Here is a 22,117-nt window from a genome sequence, read left to right as displayed (position 1 = left end):
CCCGATAAAAACCCGTTTGATAGTGGCTACCGTCGTAACCAAACGTCAAACAGGTGATCTGATGAAGAGTGTTATTCCCCGCGCCGTCCTTTTAGTGGCCCCCGTAATTGAAACCCTGCAGCGGCAGCTGGCGGAGCATTTCCCGCTGCTGCGTCTCTACGAGCAGGACGATCCGATCGCCTTTCTGCGTGAGCAAGGAGAGAACATTGCCGTCGTGGTCACTCGCGGCGACGTCGGCGTAGCAAACAGCGTCCTTGAGTTGCTGCCTCAGGCTGGGCTGATTGCCATCTTCGGCGTCGGTACCGATGCGGTGGATCTGGCGTATGCCCGCTCGCGGCAAATTGCCGTCACCATCACCTCCGGGGTGTTGACGAATGATGTCGCTGACCTGGCGATGGGGCTGCTGCTGGCCGGTTCCCGTCAGCTCTGTCAGGGCGATCGCTTTGTCCGCGAGGGACGCTGGCTGAGCGGTGGTATGCCGTTGGCGACTCAGGTCAGCGGGAAGCGTATCGGCCTGCTGGGTATGGGGAATATTGGCCAGGCGATCGCCCGCCGGGCGCGGGGTTTTGATATGCAGGTGCTGTATACCGACCGTAAAAAGATAGCGGGCCTCGATTATCAGTGGTGTGCCGACCTGCATACCCTGGCGCATGAGAGCGATTTTCTGGTGATTGCCGCATCCGGCGGCGAGGCGAACCGCGGCATCATCGACGCCTCGGTGTTTAACGTGATGCCGGCGCATGCCTGGCTTATCAATATTGCCCGCGGTTCGTTGGTGGATGAAAAGGCGTTGATCCACGCGTTACAAAACGGCGTTATCGCCGGGGCCGGGCTCGATGTTTTCGAACAGGAACCCCAGGTCCCGGCGGCGCTGATCGCCCTCGATAACGTGGTGCTGCAGCCGCATGTCGCCAGCGCCACGCAGGAAACACGACAGAAAATGAGCGAAGTGGTTTTTGCTAACGTCGCCGCCTGGTTTGCCGGCGCAGCGCTGCCAAACGCTATCGATTAATTAGCTTTTTATTTCTGTACCCGCGCGATCTCAATCAAAACAATAACCTCTGCATAGAGAGTGCAAATATATGAACGAGAAAATTCCCAGCACCCGTTGGCTGCGTATCATTGTGCCGGTGTTAATTGCCTGCATTATGTCATTTATGGACCGGGTTAATATTAGCTTTGCCCTGCCAGGCGGCATGGAGGCCGATTTAGGCATTACCAGCCAAATGGCCGGCGTGGCCAGCGGTATCTTTTTTATTGGTTATTTATTTTTGCAAATTCCCGGTGGGCGAATTGCGGTTAACGGCAGCGGTAAAAAATTTATTGCCTGGTCGCTGGTAGCCTGGGCTATCGTTTCCGTGGCGACAGGGTTTGTGACTCATCAATATCAACTGCTGGTGCTGCGATTTATTCTCGGGGTTTCGGAAGGGGGAATGCTGCCGGTAGTGCTGACCATGGTCAGCAATTGGTTTCCGGAAAAAGAGCTGGGTCGCGCGAACGCGTTTGTGATGATGTTTGCCCCGCTCGGCGGCATGCTCACCGCGCCGGTCTCCGGCGCCATTATTGCGGCGCTTGACTGGCGCTGGCTGTTTATCATCGAAGGGCTGTTGTCGCTGGTGGTGCTGGTCGTGTGGTGGTTTATGATCAGCGACCGTCCGCAAGAGGCCCACTGGTTGCCCGCCCGCGAGCGTGACTATCTGGTGACCACCCTGGCCGCCGAGCGTGCGGCGAAGCAGGCCGAAGCCCCAGTCAGCAAGGCCCCGGTGAAGGATGTGTTTGGTAATGCCGGACTGATGAAGCTGGTGATCCTCAATTTTTTCTACCAGACCGGGGATTATGGCTACACGTTGTGGCTGCCGACCATTCTGAAGGGGTTAACCGGCGGCAACATGGCCAGCGTTGGCTTCCTGGCGGTGCTGCCGTTTGTCGCCACGCTGGCCGGGATCTATGTGATTTCGTTGTTCAGCGACCACAGCGGTAAGCGTCGTCTGTGGGTTCGCTTCTCGCTCTACAGTTTTGCGGCAGCGCTGGTGGCGTCGGTGGTGCTGCGCGACCACATGGTGGCGGCCTATATCGCGCTGGTGATCTGCGGCTTCTTTCTCAAATCGGCTACCAGTCCGTTCTGGTCGATGCCGGGGCGTATCGCTTCGCCGGAGGTGGCGGGCAGCGCACGCGGGGTGATCAATGGTCTGGGCAATCTCGGCGGATTCTGTGGCCCCTATCTGGTGGGCGTGATGATGTATCTCTACGGCCAGAATGTGGCGGTCTGCGCCCTGGCCGGTTCGTTGATTATCGCCGGCACAATGACCTTTCTGCTACCGAAGCAATGCGATCTGGTCGACAGCGATTCTGATGTGGCGATCAAGAAGCAACCCCGAAATGCGTAACCCACTGCGACATAAATCACAGTTATCATTGTAAGCGGTTGGCTTAACTGTCTACACTCTTGCTGATTACGACAAGAGCAAACGCAGGCCAATCAATGATTCTGATAATTTATGCGCATCCTTATCCGCAGCATTCTCATGCGAATAAGCGAATGCTTGAACAGGCAGGGACGCTTGAAGGCGTAGAGATACGCTCCCTCTATCAACTCTATCCCGACTTTAATATCGATGTCGCCGCCGAGCAGGCGGCGCTGGCCCGTGCCGATCTGGTTATCTGGCAGCACCCTATGCAATGGTATAGCGTACCGCCGCTGCTCAAGCTGTGGATGGACAAAGTGTTGGCGCACGGCTGGGCCTATGGTCACAACGGTATTGCCCTGCGCGGTAAATCGCTGATGTGGGCGGTGACCACCGGCGGCGGTGAAAGCCACTTCGACATCGGCTCATTCCCCGGTTTTCCGGTGCTGGCGCAGCCGTTGCAGGCAACCGCGCTTTACTGCGGAATGAAATGGCTGCCGCCGTTCGCCATGCACTGCACTTTTATCTGCGATGACGAAACGCTGCAGGCGCAAGCCCGCCATTATCGTCAACGCTTAATCGACTGGCAGGAGGCACACCAGAATGGATAGCCATACGCTGATACAAGCGCTGATTTACCTGGGCGCCGCGGCGCTGATTGTGCCCATCGCCGTCCGCCTGGGGCTGGGGTCGGTGCTGGGCTATCTGATCGCTGGCTGTATTATCGGCCCGTGGGGGCTGCGGCTGGTGACTGACGCCGAGGCGATTCTGCACTTTGCCGAGATCGGCGTGGTGCTGATGCTGTTCGTGATTGGTCTGGAGCTGGATCCGCAGCGGCTGTGGAAGCTACGCGCCTCGGTGTTCGGCGGCGGCGCGCTGCAGATGGTGGCCTGCGGGGTATTGATCGGTCTGTTCTGCATGCTGCTGGGCCTGCGCTGGCAGGTGGCCGAGCTGATAGGCATGACCCTGGCGCTCTCTTCCACAGCCATTGCGATGCAGGCGATGAATGAGCGCAATCTGACGGTGTCGCAGATGGGGCGGAGCGCCTTCGCGGTGCTGCTGTTCCAGGATATCGCGGCGATCCCATTGGTGGCGATGATCCCCCTGCTGGCGGCCAGCGGCGGCGCCACCTCGCTGGTGGCGTTTGCCCTCTCCGCGCTGAAGGTGGCCGCGGCGCTGGCGCTGGTGGTGGCCCTGGGGCGCTATCTGACCCGTCCGCTGCTGCGCTTTGTCGCCCGTTCCGGCCTGCGCGAAGTGTTCAGCGCCGTGGCGCTGTTCCTGGTCTTCGGCTTTGGATTGCTGCTGGAGGAAGTCGGGCTGTCGATGGCGATGGGGGCGTTTCTCGCCGGGGTGCTGCTGGCCAGCTCCGAGTATCGTCATGCGCTGGAGAGCGATATCGAGCCGTTTAAAGGGCTGCTGCTGGGGCTGTTCTTTATCGGCGTCGGCATGTCGATTGACTTCGGCACTCTCGTGACCCATCCGCTGCGTATCGTTATTTTGCTGGTCGGTTTCCTGGCGATAAAAATGCTGATGCTGTGGCTTATCGCCAGGCCGCTGGGCGTGCCACGCGCCCAGCGCCGCTGGTTTGCGGTGCTGCTGGGGCAGGGAAGCGAGTTCGCGTTTGTGGTCTTTGGCGCCGCGCGGATGGCGGATGTGCTGGACGGCGAATGGGCTAAGGCGCTGACCCTGGCGGTGGCGCTGTCGATGGCGGCAACGCCGGTCTTGCTGGTCCTGCTGACCCGTGTGGAGAAATCGGCCAGCGGCCAGGCGCGGGATGCTGACGAGATTGATGAAGAGCAGCCGCGGGTGATTGTTGCCGGCTTTGGCCGCTTCGGGCAGATTGCCGGGCGACTGTTGCTCTCCAGCGGGGTGAAGATGGTTATCCTCGATCACGACCCGGATCATGTTGATACCTTGCGCAAATTTGATATGAAGGTTTTCTACGGCGATGCCACCCGGGTCGACCTGCTGGAATCGGCCGGCGCCGAAAAGGCGGAAGTACTGATCAATGCCATAGACGATCCGCACGTCAGCCTTGAGCTGGTGGAAAGGGTAAAAGAGCATTTTCCGCATCTGCAGATCATCTCCCGCGCCCGCGATGTCGATCATTACATCAAGCTGCGCCAGGCTGGCGTCGAGGCGCCGGAGCGTGAAACCTTCGAGGCGGCGCTGAAGTCCGGCCGAATGACGCTGGAGGCGCTGGGACTCGGCGCCTATGAAGCCCGCGAGCGGGCCGATCTGTTCCGTCGCTTCAACCTGCAGATGGTCGAAGAGATGGTGGCGATGGCGGAAAACGACGCGGCGTCGCGGGTGGCGGTCTTCAAGCGGACCAGCGATATGCTCACCGGCATCATCAACGAAGATCGTCATCATCTGTCGCTGGTGCAGCGTCACGGCTGGCAGGGGACGGAAGAGGGCAGGCACACCGGGGATATTGCCGATGAGCCGGAAAATAAGCCCTCAGCCTGACGCTCGTCAGTAACATTTTGTTTTCCGTTTAGAACCGGTTCTGGCGGCCCACGGTGTGAACGTGGGCTTGCCAGCAAATCAGAAAATTTTCTTATTCTTTACCTTCCGGCCAGTCGACGAAGTAGTACGCTTTCCGTATAGTGGCGACAATTTTTTGCACTCGGGAATGAATGAATGATCAGTCTGATTGCGGCGTTAGCGGTAGATCGCGTCATTGGTATGGAAAACGCCATGCCATGGAACCTGCCTGCCGATCTCGCCTGGTTCAAACGCAACACGTTAAATAAGCCGGTGGTGATGGGGCGTCTGACCTGGGAATCCATTGGGCGCCCGTTGCCGGGGCGTAAAAATATCGTGATCAGCAGCAAACCCGGCAGCGACGATCGCGTGCAGTGGGTCTCCTCAGTGGAGGAAGCGATTGCTGCCTGCGGCGATGTGGAAGAGATTATGGTGATTGGCGGCGGCCGCGTTTATGAGCAGTTCCTGCCGAAAGCGCATAAGCTCTATCTGACCCACATTGATGCGGAAGTGGAAGGCGATACCCATTTCCCGGATTACGACCCGGACGAGTGGGAGTCGGTGTTCAGCGAGTTTCATGACGCTGACGCGCAGAACTCCCACAGCTACTGCTTTGAGATCCTCGAACGCCGTTAAGCGGGAAGGATAGCAATGAAAAAACCCCGGTCGCGCCTGGCGTGACCGGGGTTTTCTTTTGCGTGAATTCCGCGACGAAGGCGCACTCAGTATCTCGTCATGTTCCCCGTCGCGGGCCTCGTCTTTCGGGAGCGCTGTCCGGGCGACAAATCGCAAGGAAATGTAGGTCGGGTAAGGCGTTAGCCGCCACCCGACACAAAAGTGGCTCCGCGCCCGCCGTTCTTGCCCGGTGCGACAAATCGCAAGGCAATGTAGCCCGGATAAGGCGCAACGCGCCGCCATCCGGGAAGACTCAGGACGCGACGGCTTCGCCTTCGTCGAGGCTTTTCTGGCGGTTCGACGGCTGGGTGAAGTACTGCTTATCTTCCCAGCGCAGGCAGGTGAGTTCCCCGCCCCAGCAGCAGCCCGTATCCAGGGCGTAAATCCCCTCCGGCGTACCGCGTCCCTCCAGTGAAGCCCAGTGGCCAAAGGCAATGCTGTAGGCATTGCTGACCGGGCCAGGAATGGCAAACCACGGCTTCAGCGGCGCCGGGGCGTCCTCGGGCGCCTCTTTCGAATACATATCCAGCTGGCCGTTGGGGAAGCAGTAGCGCATGCGGGTAAAAGCATTAGAGATAAAGCGCAGGCGCGCCAGACCGCTCAGCTCGTTGCTCCAGTGATTCGGCATATCGCCATACATGGCATCGAGGAAGAAAGGGTAGGAGTCGCTGGAGAGCACCGCTTCTACATCGCGCGCGCACTGCTGGGCGGTCTCCAGATCCCACTGCGGCGTGATGCCCGCGTGGGCCATCACCAGCTTTTTCTCTTCATCCACCTGCAGCAGCGGCTGGCGACGCAACCAGTTGAGCAGCTCGTCGGCATCCGGGGCTTCCAGCAGGGATTTCAGACGATCCTTCGGCTTGTTACGGCTGATACCGGCGAAGACGGCCAGCAGGTGGAGATCATGGTTGCCCAGCACCAGTCGCACACTGTCGCCCAGAGATTTGACATAGCGCAGGACCTCCAGCGACCCCGGGCCACGGGCCACCAGATCGCCGGTCAGCCATAGCGTATCGGTGCTCGGGTCGAATTCAACCTGTGCTAATAATGCGATCAGTTCATCGTAGCAACCGTGAACGTCGCCAATAAGGTATGTTGACATTGTTTTAATGAATGAGCGTTGGAACTGCGAGACGGAACACAGGGATCTCGATACGGAACGGCGCGCCGTCGATATCGATCATCTCATAATGACCCTGCATGGTTCCCAGCGGCGTTTCGATGACCGCGCCGCTGGTATATTGATATTCACCGCCAGCGGGAATATGTGGTTGCTCGCCGACCACCCCTTCACCCTGAACTTCAGTCTCACGACCGTGGCCGTTAGTGATGAGCCAGTAGCGGCCAAGCAGCTGAACCTGACTCCGCCCCAGATTGCGAATGGTGACGGTATAAGCGAAGACGTAACGCTCTTCTTCCGGAGAAGACTGCGATTCGATATAGACGCTTTGCACCTGAACGCAAACACGAGGCGAATTAATCATGGTTAGCTCTCCTTCGAAGGCAGATTGTTGGATAACCAGTTGGCCATCTTACAGTACTGCTCTACAGAAATATTTTCCGCACGCACTGCCGGGTCGACGCCCAGCTCGGTCAACACTTCAACGCTAAACAGATTGCCGAGACTATTGCGGATGGTCTTACGGCGCTGGTTGAAGGCTTCGGTGGTGATGCGGCTCAGTACCCGGACCTCTTTTACCGGATACGGCATGGTGCGGTGCGGCACCAGGCGAACCACCGCGGAGTCGACCTTAGGCGGCGGGGTAAACGCGCTCGGCGGCACTTCGAGTACCGGGATCACCTGGCAATAATATTGCGCCATCACGCTTAACCGACCATACGCCTTACTGTTCGGCCCGGCAACCAGACGATTGACCACTTCTTTCTGCAGCATAAAGTGCATATCGGCAATGGCATCAGTATAGCTGAACAGATGGAACATTAGCGGCGTCGAGATATTGTACGGCAGGTTGCCGAAGACGCGCAGCGGCTGGCCCATTTTCTCCGCCAGTTCGCCGAAGTTCATGGTCATCGCATCCTGCTGATAGATGGTCAGCTTCGGTCCGAGGAACGGGTGCGTCTGCAGGCGAGCCGCCAGATCGCGGTCCAGTTCGATAACGGTCAGCTGGTCAAGACGTTCGCCGACCGGTTCGGTCAGCGCGGCGAGACCCGGGCCGATTTCAACCATCGCCTGGCCTTTCTGCGGATTAATCGCCGAGACGATGCTGTCGATCACAAACTGATCGTTGAGGAAGTTCTGCCCGAAGCGTTTACGGGCTAAATGGCCCTGATGGACTCGATTATTCATTGGGTATTAACAATCATTTTGATGGCGAGATTAAGCGCCGTGATAAAACTGCCGACGTCCGCTTTTCCCTGACCCGCTAATTCCAGTGCGGTGCCGTGGTCGACGGAGGTACGAATAAAAGGTAAACCGAGCGTAATGTTCACGCCACGGCCAAAGCCCTGGTATTTTAGCACGGGCAGGCCCTGATCGTGGTACATCGCGAGTACCGCATCGGCATGGTCAAGGTATTTGGGCTGAAAGAGGGTGTCTGCCGGCAGCGGACCGCTGAGGTTCATCCCCTTAGCACGCATCTCTTCCAGCACCGGAATGATGGTGTCTATCTCTTCTGTTCCCATATGGCCGCCTTCGCCAGCGTGCGGGTTAAGCCCGCAAACCAGCACATGCGGCTGGGCAATGCCAAATTTCGTGCGCAGGTCGTGATCGAGAATGGTGATGATCTCGCGCAGCAGCTCGGGCGTTATCGCTTCGCTGATGGCTTTCAACGGCAGATGGGTCGTCACCAGCGCCACCCGCAGCTCCTCGGTCGCCAGCATCATCACCACTTTGCTGGCCTTCGCGCGCTCTTCGAAGAACTCGGTATGACCGGTGAAGGCGATGCCGGCGTCGTTGATGTTGCCTTTGTGCACCGGGCCGGTCACTAACGCCGCAAATTCGCCGCTAAGGCAGCCGTCGCAGGCGCGCGCCAGCGTATCCACGACATAGGCGCCGTTTCGCTCGTTCAGCACGCCGGGTTCCGCCGGGACGTTCAGCGGTACATTAAGCAGCGTCAGCGTACCGGCGCGCTGCGGAACGGGCGGTTGCGCAGGATCGTATGGGAGGAGAGATAAAGGAAGACCGAGCCGCTGGGCTCGGTCAGTTAACAAGGCGCCGTCGGCGCAGATCACCAGCTCAACTGGCCAGTCGCGCTGGGCAAGCTGCACGACCAGGTCAGGGCCAATCCCGGCGGGTTCGCCGGGAGTGATGACAACTTTACGGGTTTCAGGCATCGATATTAGTTGCTCAGAATTTTAACATACGCACTGGCGCGCTGTTCCTGCATCCAGGTTGCCGCTTCTTCAGAGAATTTGCGGTTCATCAGCATGCGGTATGCACGATCTTTCTGCGCGGCGTCGGTTCTGTCGACCTGACGGCTATCCAGCAGTTCGATCAGATGCCAGCCGAAGGAGGAGTGCACCGGTCCGCTGGTCTGCCCTTTGTTCAGACGCATCAGCGCATCGCGGAATGCCGGATCGAAGATGTCCGGCGTCGCCCAACCTAAATCACCGCCCTGGTTTGCTGAACCCGGATCTTCAGAGAACGCTTTCGCCGCTTTGGCGAAGGTGGTTTTCCCGCTCTTAATGTCAGCCGCGATCTGTTCCAGCTTGGCCTGGGCCTGGGCATCATTCATGATCGGCGACGGCTTAAGCAGAATATGACGGGCATGCACTTCGGTGACGGAGATGTTCTGAGTCCCGCCGCGCAGGTCGTTGACTTTCAGAATGTGGAAGCCGACGCCAGAGCGGATCGGGCCGACGATATCCCCTTTTTTGGCGGTGCTTAACGCCTGGGCGAAAATACCAGGCAGCTCCTGGATACGACCCCAGCCCATCTGGCCTCCCTTCAGCGCCTGTTGGTCAGCGGAGTAGGTGATGGCCAGTTTACCGAAGTTAGCGCCGTTGCGCGCTTGTTCAACGATGGCATTTGCTTGCTCCTGAGCTGCGGCAACTTCATCCGCGGTCGGGTTTTCCGCCAGCGGGATCAGGATGTGGCTCAGGTTAAGCTCGGTGCTGGCATCGTTCTGGTCGCCAATCTGTTTTGCCAGCGCTTCGACTTCCTGCGGCAGCACGGTGATACGGCGACGCACTTCATTGTTACGCACTTCCGAAATCAGCATCTCTTTGCGGATCTGGCTACGGTAGGTGTTGTAGTTGATGCCTTCATAGGCCAGACGGCTGCGCATCTGATCCATGGTCATGTTGTTTTGTTTGGCGATGTTGGCGATGGCCTGATCGAGCTGGTCGTCAGAGACCTTCACGCCCATCTTCTGCCCCAACTGCAATACGATCTGGTCCATGATCAGTCTTTCGAGGATTTGATGGCGCAGTGTCGCGTCATCCGGCAGCTGTTGGCCAGCCTGACCCGCATTGAGCTTAACTGATTGCATCAAACCATCGACGTCGCTTTCCAGCACGACGCCATTATTGACGACGGCCGCTACTTTATCGACCACCTGAGGGGCAGCGAAACTGGTATTCGCGATCATGGCGATACCGAGAAGCAGCGTTTTCCAGTTCTTCATACTTTTTCCATTTCAATTAACCGCAAATGCGGACGATGTTGTAAACCAGCCGCATCACAGGGAGCTCTGGTACGGTAAAATGTTCGAACGCAGCATCTGCTGGGTGCCGAGGCCGTAGTTAGAGCTCAGACCGCGCAATTCAATATTGATTCCGAAGGTGTTGTCGTATTTGCTCTCGCCGCCGTTGTTGTTGCTATCCCAGCCGTTGACTTTACGTTCGTAGCCAAGACGGATGGCGTAGCAGCAGGAGTTATACTGAACACCCAACATCTGGTTTGCTGCTTTCCGGGTATTGGTATCGAAGTAGTATGCCCCGACCACGGACCAGCGATCGACGATCGGCCAACTGGCGGTCATCCCCACCTGCGAAATACCCTGTTTATATTGTGCCGCCGTGGAATATGAAGGCAGTGTAGCCTGAATATATTCCGGGCTGGCGTAACGATAGTTAAGCTGGACTAAGCGGTTTTCATCGCGACGGTATTCAATGGTGCCGTTACCGGTGGCGACGTTATCCAGACGGGTGTCGTACTGGATCCCTCCGCGTAAACCCCAGTCATCGGCGATGCGCCAGTAGGTATCGCCGGCCCATACCAGTGAACCCGTGGTGTCGTTGTTCTCCCAGTTGATGTTGTCATCACCGGTGCGTGACTCGGTGAAATAGTAGATTTGACCAACGGAAATATTAAAACGTTCCACGGCGGCGGCATCATACACGCGAGAGGTGATGCCGGTAGTGACCTGGTTGGCTGACGCGATGCGGTCCAGACCGCTATAGGTACGGTCGCGGAACAGGCCGGTGTAGTCCGACTGCAATAGCGTGGAGTCGTAGCTACCGATTTCACTCTGATCGCGGTACGGCACGTACAGATACTGCATGCGCGGTTCCAGCGTTTGGGTGAATCCCTCCTGCAGGTCGCGTTCAAAGACCATTTTACCGTCGATTTTAAACTGCGGCATTACGCGGCTGACAGACTCTTTGTAGTCAGTGCCGTTGGCGGCGTTGTACTTATCGAGGTTGCTCTGCTGGTAGTGGGTCGCCAGCAGCTTGGCTTCAGTATTCAGACTGCCCCAGGCGTTGGACAGCGGCAGGTTGATCGTCGGTTCGAGGTGAACGCGGGTCGCTTCCGGCATGTTGTTATTCGAGTTAACAAAATGGGCGACCTGACCGTACAGATGGGTATCGAACGGGCCGACATCGTTCTGGTAGTAGTTGATGTCGAGCTGCGGCTCAGCCGAGTAGGAGTTGCTCGATTCCCGGTCAAAGACCTGGAACTGCTTGGTCGATACCGTCGCGTCAAAGTTCTGATTGACGTAACCGGCGCTGAATTTCTGCGTCGCATAGCCGTCGGTACTGGAACCATATTTCGAGCTGAAATCGTTGAAGTAGTCAGGATCGCTGACCTTGGTGTAGTCAGCGTTCAGACGCCATACCTGATCGATAACCCCGGAGTGGTTCCAGTAGAACAGCCAGCGGCGGCTGTTGCTGTCGCTCGAATGATCGTCTTCGTAGACTTTATCCGACGGCAGGTAGTCGAATTCAGTTAAGCCGCTGCCGAGCTGGGTCAGGTAGCGGAATTCGTTTTCCCACATCACGCCGCCGCGTTTGTTCATATAGTGCGGGGTGATAGTGGCATCGAAGTTCGGCGCAATGTTCCAGTAGTACGGCAGGGAGAATTCCACACCGTTTTTGGTACTGTATTTGGCGTTCGGGATCAGGAAACCGGAACGACGTTTGTCGCCCACCGGCAACTGCAGGTAAGGGCTGTAGAAAATCGGTACTGAGCCCAGCTTAAAGCGGGCGTTCCAGATCTCGGCAACCTGCTCTTCACGGTCGTGGATGACTTCGCTGCCCACGACGCTCCAGGTGTCGGAGCCCGGCAGACAGGAGGTAAAGCTGCCGTTTTCCAGAATGGTATAGCGGTTTTCGCCGCGCTGTTTCATCAGGTCCGCCGTGCCGCGTCCCTGGCGTCCGACCATTTGATAATCGCCCTGCCAGACGTTGGTATCTTTGGTGTTCAGGTTTGACCAGGCTTTAGGCCCTTTGAGGATCACCTGGTTATCGTCGTAATGGACGTTGCCCAGCGCATCCACCGTTCGCACCGGTTGCGCCTGGCCCGCGGCCTGCTGCTGATGCAGCTGCACTTCGTCGGCACGCAGGCGGCTGTTCCCCTGGTTAATATCGACGTTGCCGGTGAAGACGGCATTATCCGGGTAGTTGCCCTTCGCATGATCGGCGTTAATCGTCACCGGCAGATCGCCAGGCCGCCCTTCCACGAGCGGACGATCAAAGCTTGGCACGCCAAGCATACATTGCGTTGCGAGATCGGCAGCGAGGCCTTGTTGGCTATACAAGGCGCTGGCAATCATCGTAGCCAGGAGGCTGGGAATACGTTTTTTCATACGTTGTATTTATTGTTCCATCATCTTGTGGCAGCGGCTTGCAAACGGTCAGAGCCTAACTTACTCAACATTATCACGCTAGTGTTAATCCTGCCCGTTTCGAGCCCGAGCGTTAGGCACCCTGTTGAATGACGAGTATGATAAAGCAAATTATAGGCTATGTCCCACAATTGACCGAGGCGCGAGTGCCGGGTAACGTGCGGTCATATTCGAGCTTAACGGCGATAAACAGTTGGGGAGTCTATGCAGTATTTGGGTAAAGTGATTGGCGTGGCAGTGGCTTTGCTGATGGGCGGTGGGTTTTGGGGTGTCGTGCTCGGCTTCCTGGTGGGCCATATGTTTGACCGGGCGCGCAGTCGCCGGTTGAATCTCTTCGCCAATCAACAGGAACGCCAGTCGCTCTTCTTTTCCACCACCTTTGAAGTGATGGGGCATCTGACCAAATCCAAGGGTCGCGTCACCGAAGCTGATATTCATGTCGCCAATGTGCTGATGGATCGCATGAACCTGCACGGCGCATCGCGTACGGCGGCGCAGCAGGCGTTTCGCGACGGCAAGGCCGACAACTATCCGCTGCGCGAGAAGATGCGTCAGCTGCGCAGCGTCTGCTTTGGGCGCTTCGATCTGATTCGGATGTTTCTGGAAATTCAGCTGCAGGCGGCGTTCGCTGACGGCGAATTGCACCCCAACGAACGTGAAGTGCTGTTCGTCATCGCTGACGAGCTTGGCATCTCCCGCGCCCAGTTCGATCAATTCCTGCGGATGATGCAGGGCGGCGCCCAGTTTGGCGGCGGTTCGCAGCAGCAATCGTATGGTCAGCACGGCGGCAATGCCGGCTGGCAGCAGGCGCAGCGCGGGCCAACCCTCGAAGATGCCTGCAATGTGCTGGGGGTGAAACCGACCGATGACGCGGCGACGGTGAAGCGCGCCTATCGTAAGCTGATGAACGAACATCATCCGGACAAGCTAGTGGCGAAAGGGCTGCCGCCGGAGATGATGGAGATGGCCAAACAGAAAGCTCAGGAGATCCAGAAGGCCTGGGAGCTGATCAAAGAGCAGCGCGGCTTCTGAGTTTTCCCGCCCCTCCCGTCCGGCGAGGGGTTTTAGTTTTTAGGCTGTGCGCGTCGGTACAGCCGCCGCGGATGGCCGATTTTTCCATACAGCATCTCCACTTCCAGAAAGCCGGTCTCGACACCGTGTTCCAGATAGCGCCGGGCGGTGGTTTTGCTGAGCCCGGCGGCGCTGACCACCTCATCGACGGAAAAACAGTGTGCTTCCCGGCCGCTAAACAATCCCTGCACCAGCGCCAGCGTCTTCTCTTCAATGCCCTTACTGCCGCTATCCACGCGGAAGTTCTTCGCCTGCAGTTGGTAGAGAGAATCGACGTTCTGCTGATCGACGATTTTCCATTCCCGCTGCTGATCGTAAAACTGGATAAAGCGCTCAAGCGACTGGCTCAGCCGCTTCCAGGAGACGGGCTTAAGGATATAGTCGAAGGCGCCGTTGCGGATGGCCAGGCTGCAGGTTTCCATATCGCTGGCGGCGGTGATAAAGATCACTGAGCAATGGGTGGTTGCCAGCACCGGGTCGGTCATCAGCGTGACGCCTTTGCCGTCCGGTAAATAGTTATCCAGCAGCACCAGCTGCGGCGGACTGGCGTGGAGCAACTGCCGCGCCTGAGCGAGGGAGGCCGCCATGCCTGCCAGCCGCAGTCGCGGGTGTTTTTGCACAAGCTCGGCGTGCAGGCGCGCCAGCTCACTCTCATCTTCAATGATCAGCACATCGACCAGGTCATGATGCATTGTGGGCCTCCGTTTGCGGACAGGCGGGGGCGTCGGCCGGGATAAACAGGGTGAAGATGGTTCCCCGCGGCGCGTTGTCGGCGACTTCGATGGTGCCGCCCGCCTGAGTGACATAATGTTCAATAAGATACAAACCAATGCCGTGATCGCCACGGGTTTTGGTGGTCACGCCGCGTTCAAAAATGCGGTCGCGAATATCGGGACGAATGCCGACGCCGCGGTCAGCCACTTCGATGATCAGTTCCCGGGCGTTGAGCTGAATCAGCACTTCCACCGGCTCGTGCGGCAGCTCGGCGCGCTGCGTGGCTTCGATGGCGTTATCCAGCAGGTTGCCGATGATGGAGATCAGTTCGGATTCCTTTAGCGACGGCAGCGGACGATCGATACGACAGGCCGGGTCGAAGCTCAGGACCACGCCTTTTTCGCGGGCGCGGGTCGCTTTGCCCAACAGCAGGCCGCACAGTGTCGGCGAGTGGAAGTGCGAGGAGATGAAGTCCAGCAGCTCCTGGGCATGCTCCGACTGGGCCTGAATATAGCGGATCGCTTCGTCATAGTGACCCATATGCAGCAGACCGGAGAGGGTGGTCATCCGGTTGAGCTGCTCGTGGCGCATGATGCGCAGGTTGTCGACATAGGCTTCACCTGGCTGAGCTGGGCGGTGAGGGCATTGATTTCGTTGCGGTCGCGGAAGGTGATCACCCAGCCCTGCAGCGTATTCTCCAGCATAATGCGCACCCGGCTGGCGAGCACGGTCAGCTGGTTGAAGCGGCACAGCTCGTCATGAGTGTCACGCTCGAGCATGTCGCCGCTGGCGAAAAACGGCTGCGGCGAAATGACGCTGTCGATTGACTGGCCGCGCAGCTGACGGGCAGGCTGGCTGAGCCCCAGCAGGCTGCGGGCGGCATGGTTAATCACCTCAATGCGCCGCTGGTGATCGATGACGATCACCCCTTCAAAGATCGACTCCATCATTGCCTTTTGCTGACGTACCAGCAGGCCTATCTCCCGCGGCTCGAGCGAAAAAATCTGCTTCTTGATGCTGCGGGTAAAGTACCAGGAGAAGATAAACAGGGCGATGAGCAGCAGGATGGCGGCGATAAAAATATTGATCACTTTGGTCAGCGTGATGCTGTCGAGATAGCTGGTGAGGTAGCCAACGGAGACAATGCCGATCACCTGCCCCTCGTCATCGACGATGGGCGTTTTGCTGCGCAGTGAGACGCCGAGGCCGCCTTTGCGAATGGTGGTGATGGAGTGCCCCTCCAGCACCGCCTGATTGTCGCCGCCGACCAGCCGCGTACCAACCCACTCCGGATGGACGGAGTGAAACAGATGCACGCCCTGCCGATCGCCGATGACGATAAAACTGGCGTCGCTATGGGCGGCGATTTGCTGCATAAACGCCCGGATCGCCTGCGGATCGTGCTGGCTGACCTGCTGACGCAAATTTGGCATCAGGGCTATCTCTTCAGCCTGAATTTTGGCCCGGCCACTCATCTCCTGATACAGCTGGCGGCTGGCGTCAAAATAATAATAAATGCCCAGCGCTATAAAGAGGACCGAGAAAAAGGCGACCAGCGAAATAAACAGCTTATATTGAAAAGAGAGCTTCATAGGTCCCGTACTGCGTATTCACCATACCGGCACTCTATCATTTTTCTGTCACGTGACGTAAATGTTAAGAAGAAGTTGTGATCGCCTGCGCAGGCGCTGGCTGTCGGCGGGGGACTCAGTGGAAATAACGCGTCAGGGAGAATAAAAACCATAAAAACCACAATAATAAATCAGAGATATATCACCCCTTAGCGGTTCCGTGAATAGAAACCATAAAAACCATAGTGACCATTAAAACTTCTTTTTTAATCTGGGGAGCTTCACATTAACGACGCCGCTGTCCCTTTACGCTGAAAATGAATAATAACGACAGGGCTGAATTTATGAGCACCACAGACAATGCATTCTCTGCAACCCTTGAACCGATCAATACGCCGAAAACCACGCTGAAGCAGCGCTGGTGGCACATCATGGATAACTGGAAGGTAGGGATCGTCCCGCTGCCGCTATTTTTGCTGGCCGGGGGGCTGATTGCCCTCGACTGCCTTGGCGGTAAACTGCCGAGCGATATCGTGGTGATGGTGGCCACCCTGGCTTTCTTTGGCTTCGCCTGCGGCGAGTTTGGTAAGCGCCTGCCGGTGCTGGGAAAACTCGGCGCGGCGGCGATCTGCGCCACTTTTATTCCTTCCGCGCTGGTCCACTACGGTCTGCTGCCGGATGTGGTCGTGGAATCCACCACCAAATTCTATAAATCCACCAATATCCTCTATCTCTACATCTGCTGCATCATCGTCGGCAGCATCATGAGTATGAACCGCACCACGCTGATTCAGGGCTTTCTGAAGATCTTCTTCCCGATGCTGTGTGGCGAAGTGGTTGGCATGCTGGTGGGCATCGGCGTCGGCACGCTGCTGGGCATGGAGCCGTTCCAGGTGTTCTTCTTTATCGTGCTGCCGATCATGGCCGGTGGCGTGGGGGAAGGGGCGATCCCGCTGTCAATGGGTTACGCCGCGCTGATGCATATGGAGCAGGGCGTGGCGCTGGGCCGGATATTGCCGATGGTGATGCTCGGCAGTCTGACGGCGATCGTTATCTCCGGCTGCCTCAACCAGCTCGGCAAGCGCTCCCCGCATCTCACCGGTGAAGGGCAACTGATGCCGAACCGCAGCAATGAAACCCGTAGCCTCGGCGAGAGCGAAGGCGTGAGCGGCAAAACCGACGTCGGGACCCTGGCCTCCGGCGCGCTGCTGGCGGTGCTGCTGTATATGATGGGGATGCTTGGCCACAAACTGATTGGCCTGCCGGCGCCGGTGGGCATGCTGTTCCTCGCGGTGCTGTTAAAGCTGGCTAACGTGGTTTCTCCACGCCTGCAGGAGGGATCGCAGATGGTGTATAAATTCTTCCGCACCGCGGTGACTTACCCGATCCTCTTTGCCGTCGGCGTGGCGATCACCCCGTGGCAGGAACTGGTAAACGCCTTCACGCTGACCAACCTTCTGGTGATCGTCAGTACCGTCTCGGCGCTGGTGGCGACCGGGTTCTTTGTGGGTAAAAAAATAGGGATGCACCCGATCGATGTGGCGATTGTCTCCTGCTGCCAGAGCGGGCAGGGCGGCACCGGCGATGTGGCGATCCTGACCGCCGGTAACCGCATGAGCCTGATGCCGTTCGCGCAGATCGCTACCCGCATCGGCGGGGCGATAAATGTCTCGCTGGGACTGCTGTTCCTCAGCCACTATCTGGCGTGATTAAACGCTGCGCTAAGCGATAAATCTGCCATTTTCCGCTACAGAACGCAGAAAATATCTGCGTTCTGTATCCTAAATGCTCCGCATTTAGCGTTACAATCAGCGCGCGATCGGCTATCGCATCCATCATCATGACAGCCCAGGCGCTGTCGCATTTATCATATGTAGGAGAGGAATTAATGTCAGTGGATACTCCCGCCCAGGCGGGCGTCAGCATCGATGCATTGCTGGCGGCGAAAGAGCAGCGTGCAGCCCGCCAGGCTGACTGGCTGGCCCATTATCAGCAGCCTGTTATTTCCCTGACCCTGGTGACCCCGGGGGCGGTGAAAGACAGCATTCGCTATCGCAACATGATGGGCGTTGCCCTCCAGGCCTGCGACCAGCTGCTGTGGAAGCACCGCTGGCAAGCGCTGGATCGTCAGGTGCTGTGGTTGCCGACCGGGCCCGAAGCGCTGTGGTGCGTGGCGCACCCGGCCAGCGAAATCAAAGCGATGTGCAGCACGCTGGAGCAGAGCCATCCGCTGGGACGCCTGTGGGATATCGATGTGATCTGCCCACAGAACGGGCAGGTGGGACGTCAGTCGCTGGGTGAGTCGCAGCGCCGCTGTCTGCTGTGTGATGAGCCGGCGCACGCCTGCGCGCGCAGCCGTCGCCACGACACCGATCTCGTCGTGGCGCGCGTTGAGCAGATGATTGATGCGTGGTTTGCCCGCGACTAACGGGTCAGTATTCCCCGGCGGCAAGGCGCTACCGGGGACATCCTAAAAGTCGACCGGCGCGCGAAAGGTCATCGCGTTGCCGTAGGCAGGGTGGGTGATGGTGAGCGTCTCGGCGTGCAGCAGCAGACGCGGGGCCATCGCCAGCGCCTCCGGCGTGGCGTAAAAGCGGTCGCCAAGGATCGGATGCCCCAGCGCCAGCATATGCACGCGCAGCTGATGCGAGCGCCCGGTAATCGGCTTCAGGCGCACGCGGGCGGTGTTGTCCTCCGCGTACTCCAGCACCTCATACTCGGTTTGCGCCGCTTTGCCGGTTTCGTAGCACACCTTCTGCTTTGGCCGGTTCGGCCAGTCGCAAATCAGCGGTAAATCCACCAGACCTTCCGCCGGCTGCGGATGGCCCCAGACGCGGGCGACGTACTGTTTTTTCGGCTCGCGCTCGCGGAACTGACGTTTCAGCTCACGCTCCGCGGCTTTATTCAGTGCCACCACAATCACGCCGCTGGTGGCCATATCAAGGCGATGCACCGATTCGGCCTGCGGGAAGTCGCGCTGAATGCGCGTCATCACGCTGTCTTTATGCTCCTCAAGACGACCGGGTACGGACAACAAGCCGTTCGGCTTGTTGACCACCATGATGTGCTCATCCTGATACAGGATCACCAGCCAGGGATCCTGCGGCGGATTGTAGTTTTCCATCGCCATGTTCGCGTTCCGTTACTGGTGGGTGACGACGATCAGACGCAGCGCGTCCAGACGCCATCCGGCCTGCGCCAGCGCATCCATCACCTGCTGACGGTTGCTTTCGATCGCCGCCAGTTCGTCGTCACGGATGTTCGGGTTCACCGCCTTCAGCGCTTCCAGACGCGACAGCTCCGCCGTCAGCTTTTCATCGGCTTCGTTACGCGCTGCGTCGATCAGCCCCTGCGCCGCTTTGGCGATCTGCGCTTCGCCCTGTTGCAGAATGGCGTGAACGTCCTGCTGCACCGCGTTGACCAGTTTGCTGCCGGTGTGGCGGTTGACCGCGCTCAGCTGGCGGTTGAAGCTTTCAAATTCCACCTGGCCGGCGAGGTTGTTGCCGTTTTTATCCAGCAGCAGGCGAACCGGGGTCGCCGGCAGGAAGCGGTTAAGCTGCAGCTGCTTCGGCGCCTGCGCTTCGACGACGTAGATCAGCTCCAGCAGCAGGGTGCCGACCGGCAGCGCCTTATTCTTCAGCAGGGAAATGGTGCTGCTGCCGGTATCGCCGGAGAGGATCAGATCCAGACCGTTGCGGATCAGCGGATGTTCCCAGGTGATGAACTGCGCATCTTCACGCGACAGCGCCACGTCACGCTCGAAGGTGATGGTGCAGCCGTCTTCCGGCAGGCCCGGGAAATCCGGGACCAGCATATGGTCGGACGGGGTGAGGACGATCAGGTTTTCACCGCGGTCGTCCTGGTTGATGCCGACGATATCGAACAGGTTCATCGAGAAGGCGATCAGACTGGTGTCGTCATCCTGCTCTTCGATGCTCTCCGCCAGCGCCTGCGCTTTCTCGCCGCCGTTGGAGTGGATCTCCAGCAGACGGTCGCGGCCCTGCTCCAGCTGCGCCTTCAGGGCGTCATGCTGTTGGCGGCAGGATTTGATCAGATCGTCAAAGCCGTCGGTGGATTCTGGCGCTGCAAGATAGTTGATCAGTTCATCATGGACGCTGTCGTAGACGGTGCGGCCGGTCGGGCAGGTATGTTCGAAGGCATCGAGCCCTTCGTGATACCAGCGCACCAGCACCGACTGCGCGGTCTTTTCCAGGTATGGAACGTGGATCTGGATATCGTGCGCCTGACCGATACGGTCGAGACGGCCGATACGCTGCTCCAGCAGATCCGGGTTAAATGGCAGGTCGAACATCACCAGGTTGCTGGCGAACTGGAAGTTACGTCCTTCGGAGCCGATTTCGGAGCACAGCAACACCTGCGCGCCGGTGTCTTCTTCGGCAAACCACGCCGCGGCGCGGTCGCGTTCGATAATCGACATCCCTTCATGGAACACCGCGGCGCGGATGCCTTCGCGCTCGCGCAGCACCTGCTCCAGCTGTAGCGCGGTGGCGGCTTTGGCGCAAATCACCAGGACCTTCTGCGAGCGATGGCTGGTCAGATAGCCCATCAGCCACTCGACGCGCGGGTCGAAGTTCCACCAGGTGCCGGTATCGCCTTCAAATTCCTGATAGATCTGCTCCGGATAGAGCATGTCGCGCGCGCGCTCTTCCGCGGTTTTGCGGGCGCCCATGATGCCAGAGACCTTGATGGCCGTCTGGTACTGGGTCGGCAGCGGCAGACGAATGGTGTGCAGCTCGCGCTTCGGGAAGCCTTTCACGCCGTTACGGGTGTTTCGGAACAGCACGCGGCTGGTGCCGTGGCGGTCCATCAGCATCGAGACCAGCTCCTGGCGCGCGGCCTGAGCGTCTTCGCGGTCGCTGTTGGCAGCCTGCAGCAGCGGCTCGATATCCTGCTCGCCGATCAGATCGCCAAGGGTATTGAGTTCGCTATCGCTCAGCGTGTTGCCCGCCAGCAGCAGGGCGACGGCATCGGCGACCGGGCGGTAGTTTTGTTGTTCTTCAACAAACTGGGCAAAATCGTGGAAGCGGTTTGGATCCAGCAGACGCAGGCGCGCAAAGTGGCTCTCCATCCCCAACTGTTCCGGCGTCGCGGTCAGCAGCAGGATGCCCGGCACGCGCTCGGCCAGCTGTTCAATGGCCTGATATTCACGGCTCGGCGCCTCTTCGCTCCACACCAGGTGGTGCGCTTCGTCGACCACCATCAGGTCCCATTCGGCGTCGCACAGATGCTCCAGGCGCTGTTTGCTGCGGCGCACGAAGTCTAAAGAGCAGATCACCAGCTGTTCGGTTTCGAACGGGTTGTAGGCATCGTGCTGCGCTTCGGCGTAACGTTCGTCGTCGAACAGTGAGAAACGCAGGTTGAAACGGCGCAGCATTTCCACCAGCCACTGGTGCTGGAGGGTTTCCGGGACCACAATCAGCACGCGCTCGGCGGCGCCGGAGAGCAGCTGCTGGTGGAGGATCATCCCGGCTTCGATGGTTTTACCTAAGCCCACTTCATCGGCCAGCAGGACGCGCGGCGCGTGACGACGGCCCACGTCGTGGGCGATGTTCAGCTGATGCGGGATCAGGCTGGTGCGCTGGCCGCGCAGGCCGCTCCACGGCATGCGGTACTGCTCGCTCTGGAACTTACGCGCACGGTAGCGCAGGGCAAAGCGGTCCATACGGTCAATTTGACCGGCAAACAGGCGGTCCTGCGGCTTGCTGAACACCAGTTTGCTGTCGAGCAGCACTTCACGCAGAGTCACGTTCGCTTCCTGGGTGTCCAGGCGAGTGCCGGTGTAGGACAGCAGCCCGTTCTCTTCATTCACTTTGTCAACGTGGAGCTGCCAGCCTTCATGGCTGGTAATGGTGTCGCCCGGGTTAAACATCACGCGGGTGATCGGGGAATCGTTGCGAGAGTACAGACGGTTTTCGCCGATGGCGGGGAAAAGGAGAGTGACCATGCGCGCATCCAGCGCTACCACCGTCCCTAATCCTAGTTCGCTCTCTGTGTCGCTAATCCAGCGTTGACCAAGTGTAAAAGGCATATGTGTTCGGCTCTTTGTTCTTTAATTGCAGGCAATAGTTGATCATCTCCATGAATAATCGGAGATGCGTCAAAATTGGGGCCAGGAATGGAAAGGGCGCTATATTACTGGATGGAG

17 protein-coding genes and 1 pseudogene are annotated in these 22,117 nt (G+C 58.5%); 8 read left to right on the top strand and 10 right to left on the bottom strand.

The features are described 5' to 3' along the window. The first annotated feature begins 61 nt into the window (after positions 1-61). The 5 genes from HMPREF3096_RS14245 to folA all read left to right on the top strand — a co-directional run bounded on the left by HMPREF3096_RS14245 (position 62) and on the right by folA (position 5,528). A complete protein-coding gene (locus tag HMPREF3096_RS14245) occupies positions 62-1,012 on the top strand; it encodes a 2-hydroxyacid dehydrogenase (protein WP_022066144.1) in 951 nt (316 codons plus the stop codon). Positions 1,013-1,082: 70 nt separating this feature from the next. Then, positions 1,083-2,387 (top strand): MFS transporter, encoded by a 1,305-nt coding sequence (locus HMPREF3096_RS14240; RefSeq protein WP_008807479.1) that lies wholly within the window; start codon positions 1,083-1,085, stop codon positions 2,385-2,387. Positions 2,388-2,482: 95 nt separating this feature from the next. Further along, complete coding sequence (gene kefF, locus HMPREF3096_RS14235) at positions 2,483-3,016, top strand: glutathione-regulated potassium-efflux system oxidoreductase KefF (RefSeq protein WP_008807478.1); 534 nt, start codon at positions 2,483-2,485, stop codon at positions 3,014-3,016. After that, complete coding sequence (kefC, locus tag HMPREF3096_RS14230; protein WP_070544509.1) at positions 3,009-4,874, top strand: glutathione-regulated potassium-efflux system protein KefC; 1,866 nt, start codon at positions 3,009-3,011, stop codon at positions 4,872-4,874. The genes kefF and kefC overlap by 8 nt, the downstream gene beginning before the upstream one ends. A gap of 174 nt (positions 4,875-5,048) precedes the next feature. Further along, complete coding sequence (folA, locus tag HMPREF3096_RS14225; RefSeq protein ID WP_008807476.1) at positions 5,049-5,528, top strand: type 3 dihydrofolate reductase; 480 nt, start codon at positions 5,049-5,051, stop codon at positions 5,526-5,528. 292 nt (positions 5,529-5,820) lie between these two features. Here the strand turns inward: folA and apaH are convergent, their stop codons facing one another. Genes apaH through lptD form a run of 6 tightly spaced genes read right to left on the bottom strand, consistent with a single transcriptional unit; the run spans position 5,821 to position 12,556 of the window. Beyond that, entirely contained in the window at positions 5,821-6,669 is an 849-nt protein-coding gene (gene apaH, locus HMPREF3096_RS14220) for a bis(5'-nucleosyl)-tetraphosphatase (symmetrical) ApaH (RefSeq protein WP_008807475.1), read from the bottom strand. 4 nt (positions 6,670-6,673) lie between these two features. Continuing rightward, on the bottom strand, positions 6,674-7,051 hold the full coding sequence (apaG, locus tag HMPREF3096_RS14215; protein ID WP_004204274.1) for a Co2+/Mg2+ efflux protein ApaG: 378 nt from the start codon (positions 7,049-7,051) through the stop codon (positions 6,674-6,676). 2 nt (positions 7,052-7,053) lie between these two features. Next, positions 7,054-7,875: a 16S rRNA (adenine(1518)-N(6)/adenine(1519)-N(6))-dimethyltransferase RsmA gene (rsmA, locus tag HMPREF3096_RS14210; protein WP_008807474.1), complete on the bottom strand. Its 822-nt coding sequence runs from the start codon at positions 7,873-7,875 to the stop codon at positions 7,054-7,056. Beyond that, positions 7,872-8,861 carry a 4-hydroxythreonine-4-phosphate dehydrogenase PdxA gene (pdxA, locus tag HMPREF3096_RS14205; protein ID WP_032731608.1) on the bottom strand — a complete coding sequence of 330 codons (990 nt, stop codon included), beginning with the start codon at positions 8,859-8,861 and terminating at the stop codon, positions 7,872-7,874. Before pdxA ends, rsmA begins: the two co-directional genes overlap by 4 nt. A 5-nt stretch (positions 8,862-8,866) precedes the next feature. Continuing rightward, the gene (gene surA, locus HMPREF3096_RS14200) at positions 8,867-10,153 is read right to left on the bottom strand and encodes a peptidylprolyl isomerase SurA (RefSeq protein WP_008807472.1); all 1,287 of its coding nucleotides are present in this window, start codon (positions 10,151-10,153) and stop codon (positions 8,867-8,869) included. 54 nt (positions 10,154-10,207) lie between these two features. Beyond that, positions 10,208-12,556: an LPS assembly protein LptD gene (gene lptD, locus HMPREF3096_RS14195; protein ID WP_008807471.1), complete on the bottom strand. Its 2,349-nt coding sequence runs from the start codon at positions 12,554-12,556 to the stop codon at positions 10,208-10,210. 243 nt (positions 12,557-12,799) lie between these two features. On the opposite strand from lptD, the gene djlA reads away from it, so the two are divergent. Then, positions 12,800-13,627 carry a co-chaperone DjlA gene (djlA, locus tag HMPREF3096_RS14190; RefSeq protein WP_008807470.1) on the top strand — a complete coding sequence of 276 codons (828 nt, stop codon included), beginning with the start codon at positions 12,800-12,802 and terminating at the stop codon, positions 13,625-13,627. Between the two features lie 32 nt (positions 13,628-13,659). Here the strand turns inward: djlA and HMPREF3096_RS14185 are convergent, their stop codons facing one another. Then, the gene (locus HMPREF3096_RS14185) at positions 13,660-14,358 is read right to left on the bottom strand and encodes a response regulator (RefSeq protein WP_008807469.1); all 699 of its coding nucleotides are present in this window, start codon (positions 14,356-14,358) and stop codon (positions 13,660-13,662) included. Further along, a pseudogene (locus HMPREF3096_RS14180) lies at positions 14,348-15,972 on the bottom strand (ATP-binding protein). The gene HMPREF3096_RS14185 and the pseudogene HMPREF3096_RS14180 overlap by 11 nt, the downstream one beginning before the upstream one ends. Positions 15,973-16,295: 323 nt before the next feature. On the opposite strand from HMPREF3096_RS14180, the gene HMPREF3096_RS14175 reads away from it, so the two are divergent. Both HMPREF3096_RS14175 and citX read left to right on the top strand, forming a co-directional pair. Next, positions 16,296-17,660: a 2-hydroxycarboxylate transporter family protein gene (locus tag HMPREF3096_RS14175; protein WP_008807467.1), complete on the top strand. Its 1,365-nt coding sequence runs from the start codon at positions 16,296-16,298 to the stop codon at positions 17,658-17,660. 179 nt (positions 17,661-17,839) lie between these two features. Further along, positions 17,840-18,379, top strand: a complete 540-nt coding sequence (gene citX, locus HMPREF3096_RS14170) for a citrate lyase holo-[acyl-carrier protein] synthase (RefSeq protein ID WP_008807466.1) — start codon at positions 17,840-17,842, stop codon at positions 18,377-18,379. Between the two features lie 42 nt (positions 18,380-18,421). Here the strand turns inward: citX and rluA are convergent, their stop codons facing one another. Both rluA and rapA read right to left on the bottom strand, forming a co-directional pair. Continuing rightward, on the bottom strand, positions 18,422-19,081 hold the full coding sequence (gene rluA / locus HMPREF3096_RS14165; RefSeq protein ID WP_032731609.1) for a bifunctional tRNA pseudouridine(32) synthase/23S rRNA pseudouridine(746) synthase RluA: 660 nt from the start codon (positions 19,079-19,081) through the stop codon (positions 18,422-18,424). A 12-nt stretch (positions 19,082-19,093) separates the two neighbouring features. Then, positions 19,094-22,000, bottom strand: a complete 2,907-nt coding sequence (rapA, locus tag HMPREF3096_RS14160) for an RNA polymerase-associated protein RapA (RefSeq protein WP_008807464.1) — start codon at positions 21,998-22,000, stop codon at positions 19,094-19,096. Positions 22,001-22,117: the final 117 nt, after the last annotated feature.

This window comes from Klebsiella sp. HMSC25G12, from assembly GCF_001807705.1.
Lineage (GTDB): Bacteria > Pseudomonadota > Gammaproteobacteria > Enterobacterales > Enterobacteriaceae > Klebsiella > Klebsiella variicola.
Note: the sequence above shows the minus strand (reverse complement) of the source record. Positions and strands in the feature narration are given on the sequence as shown.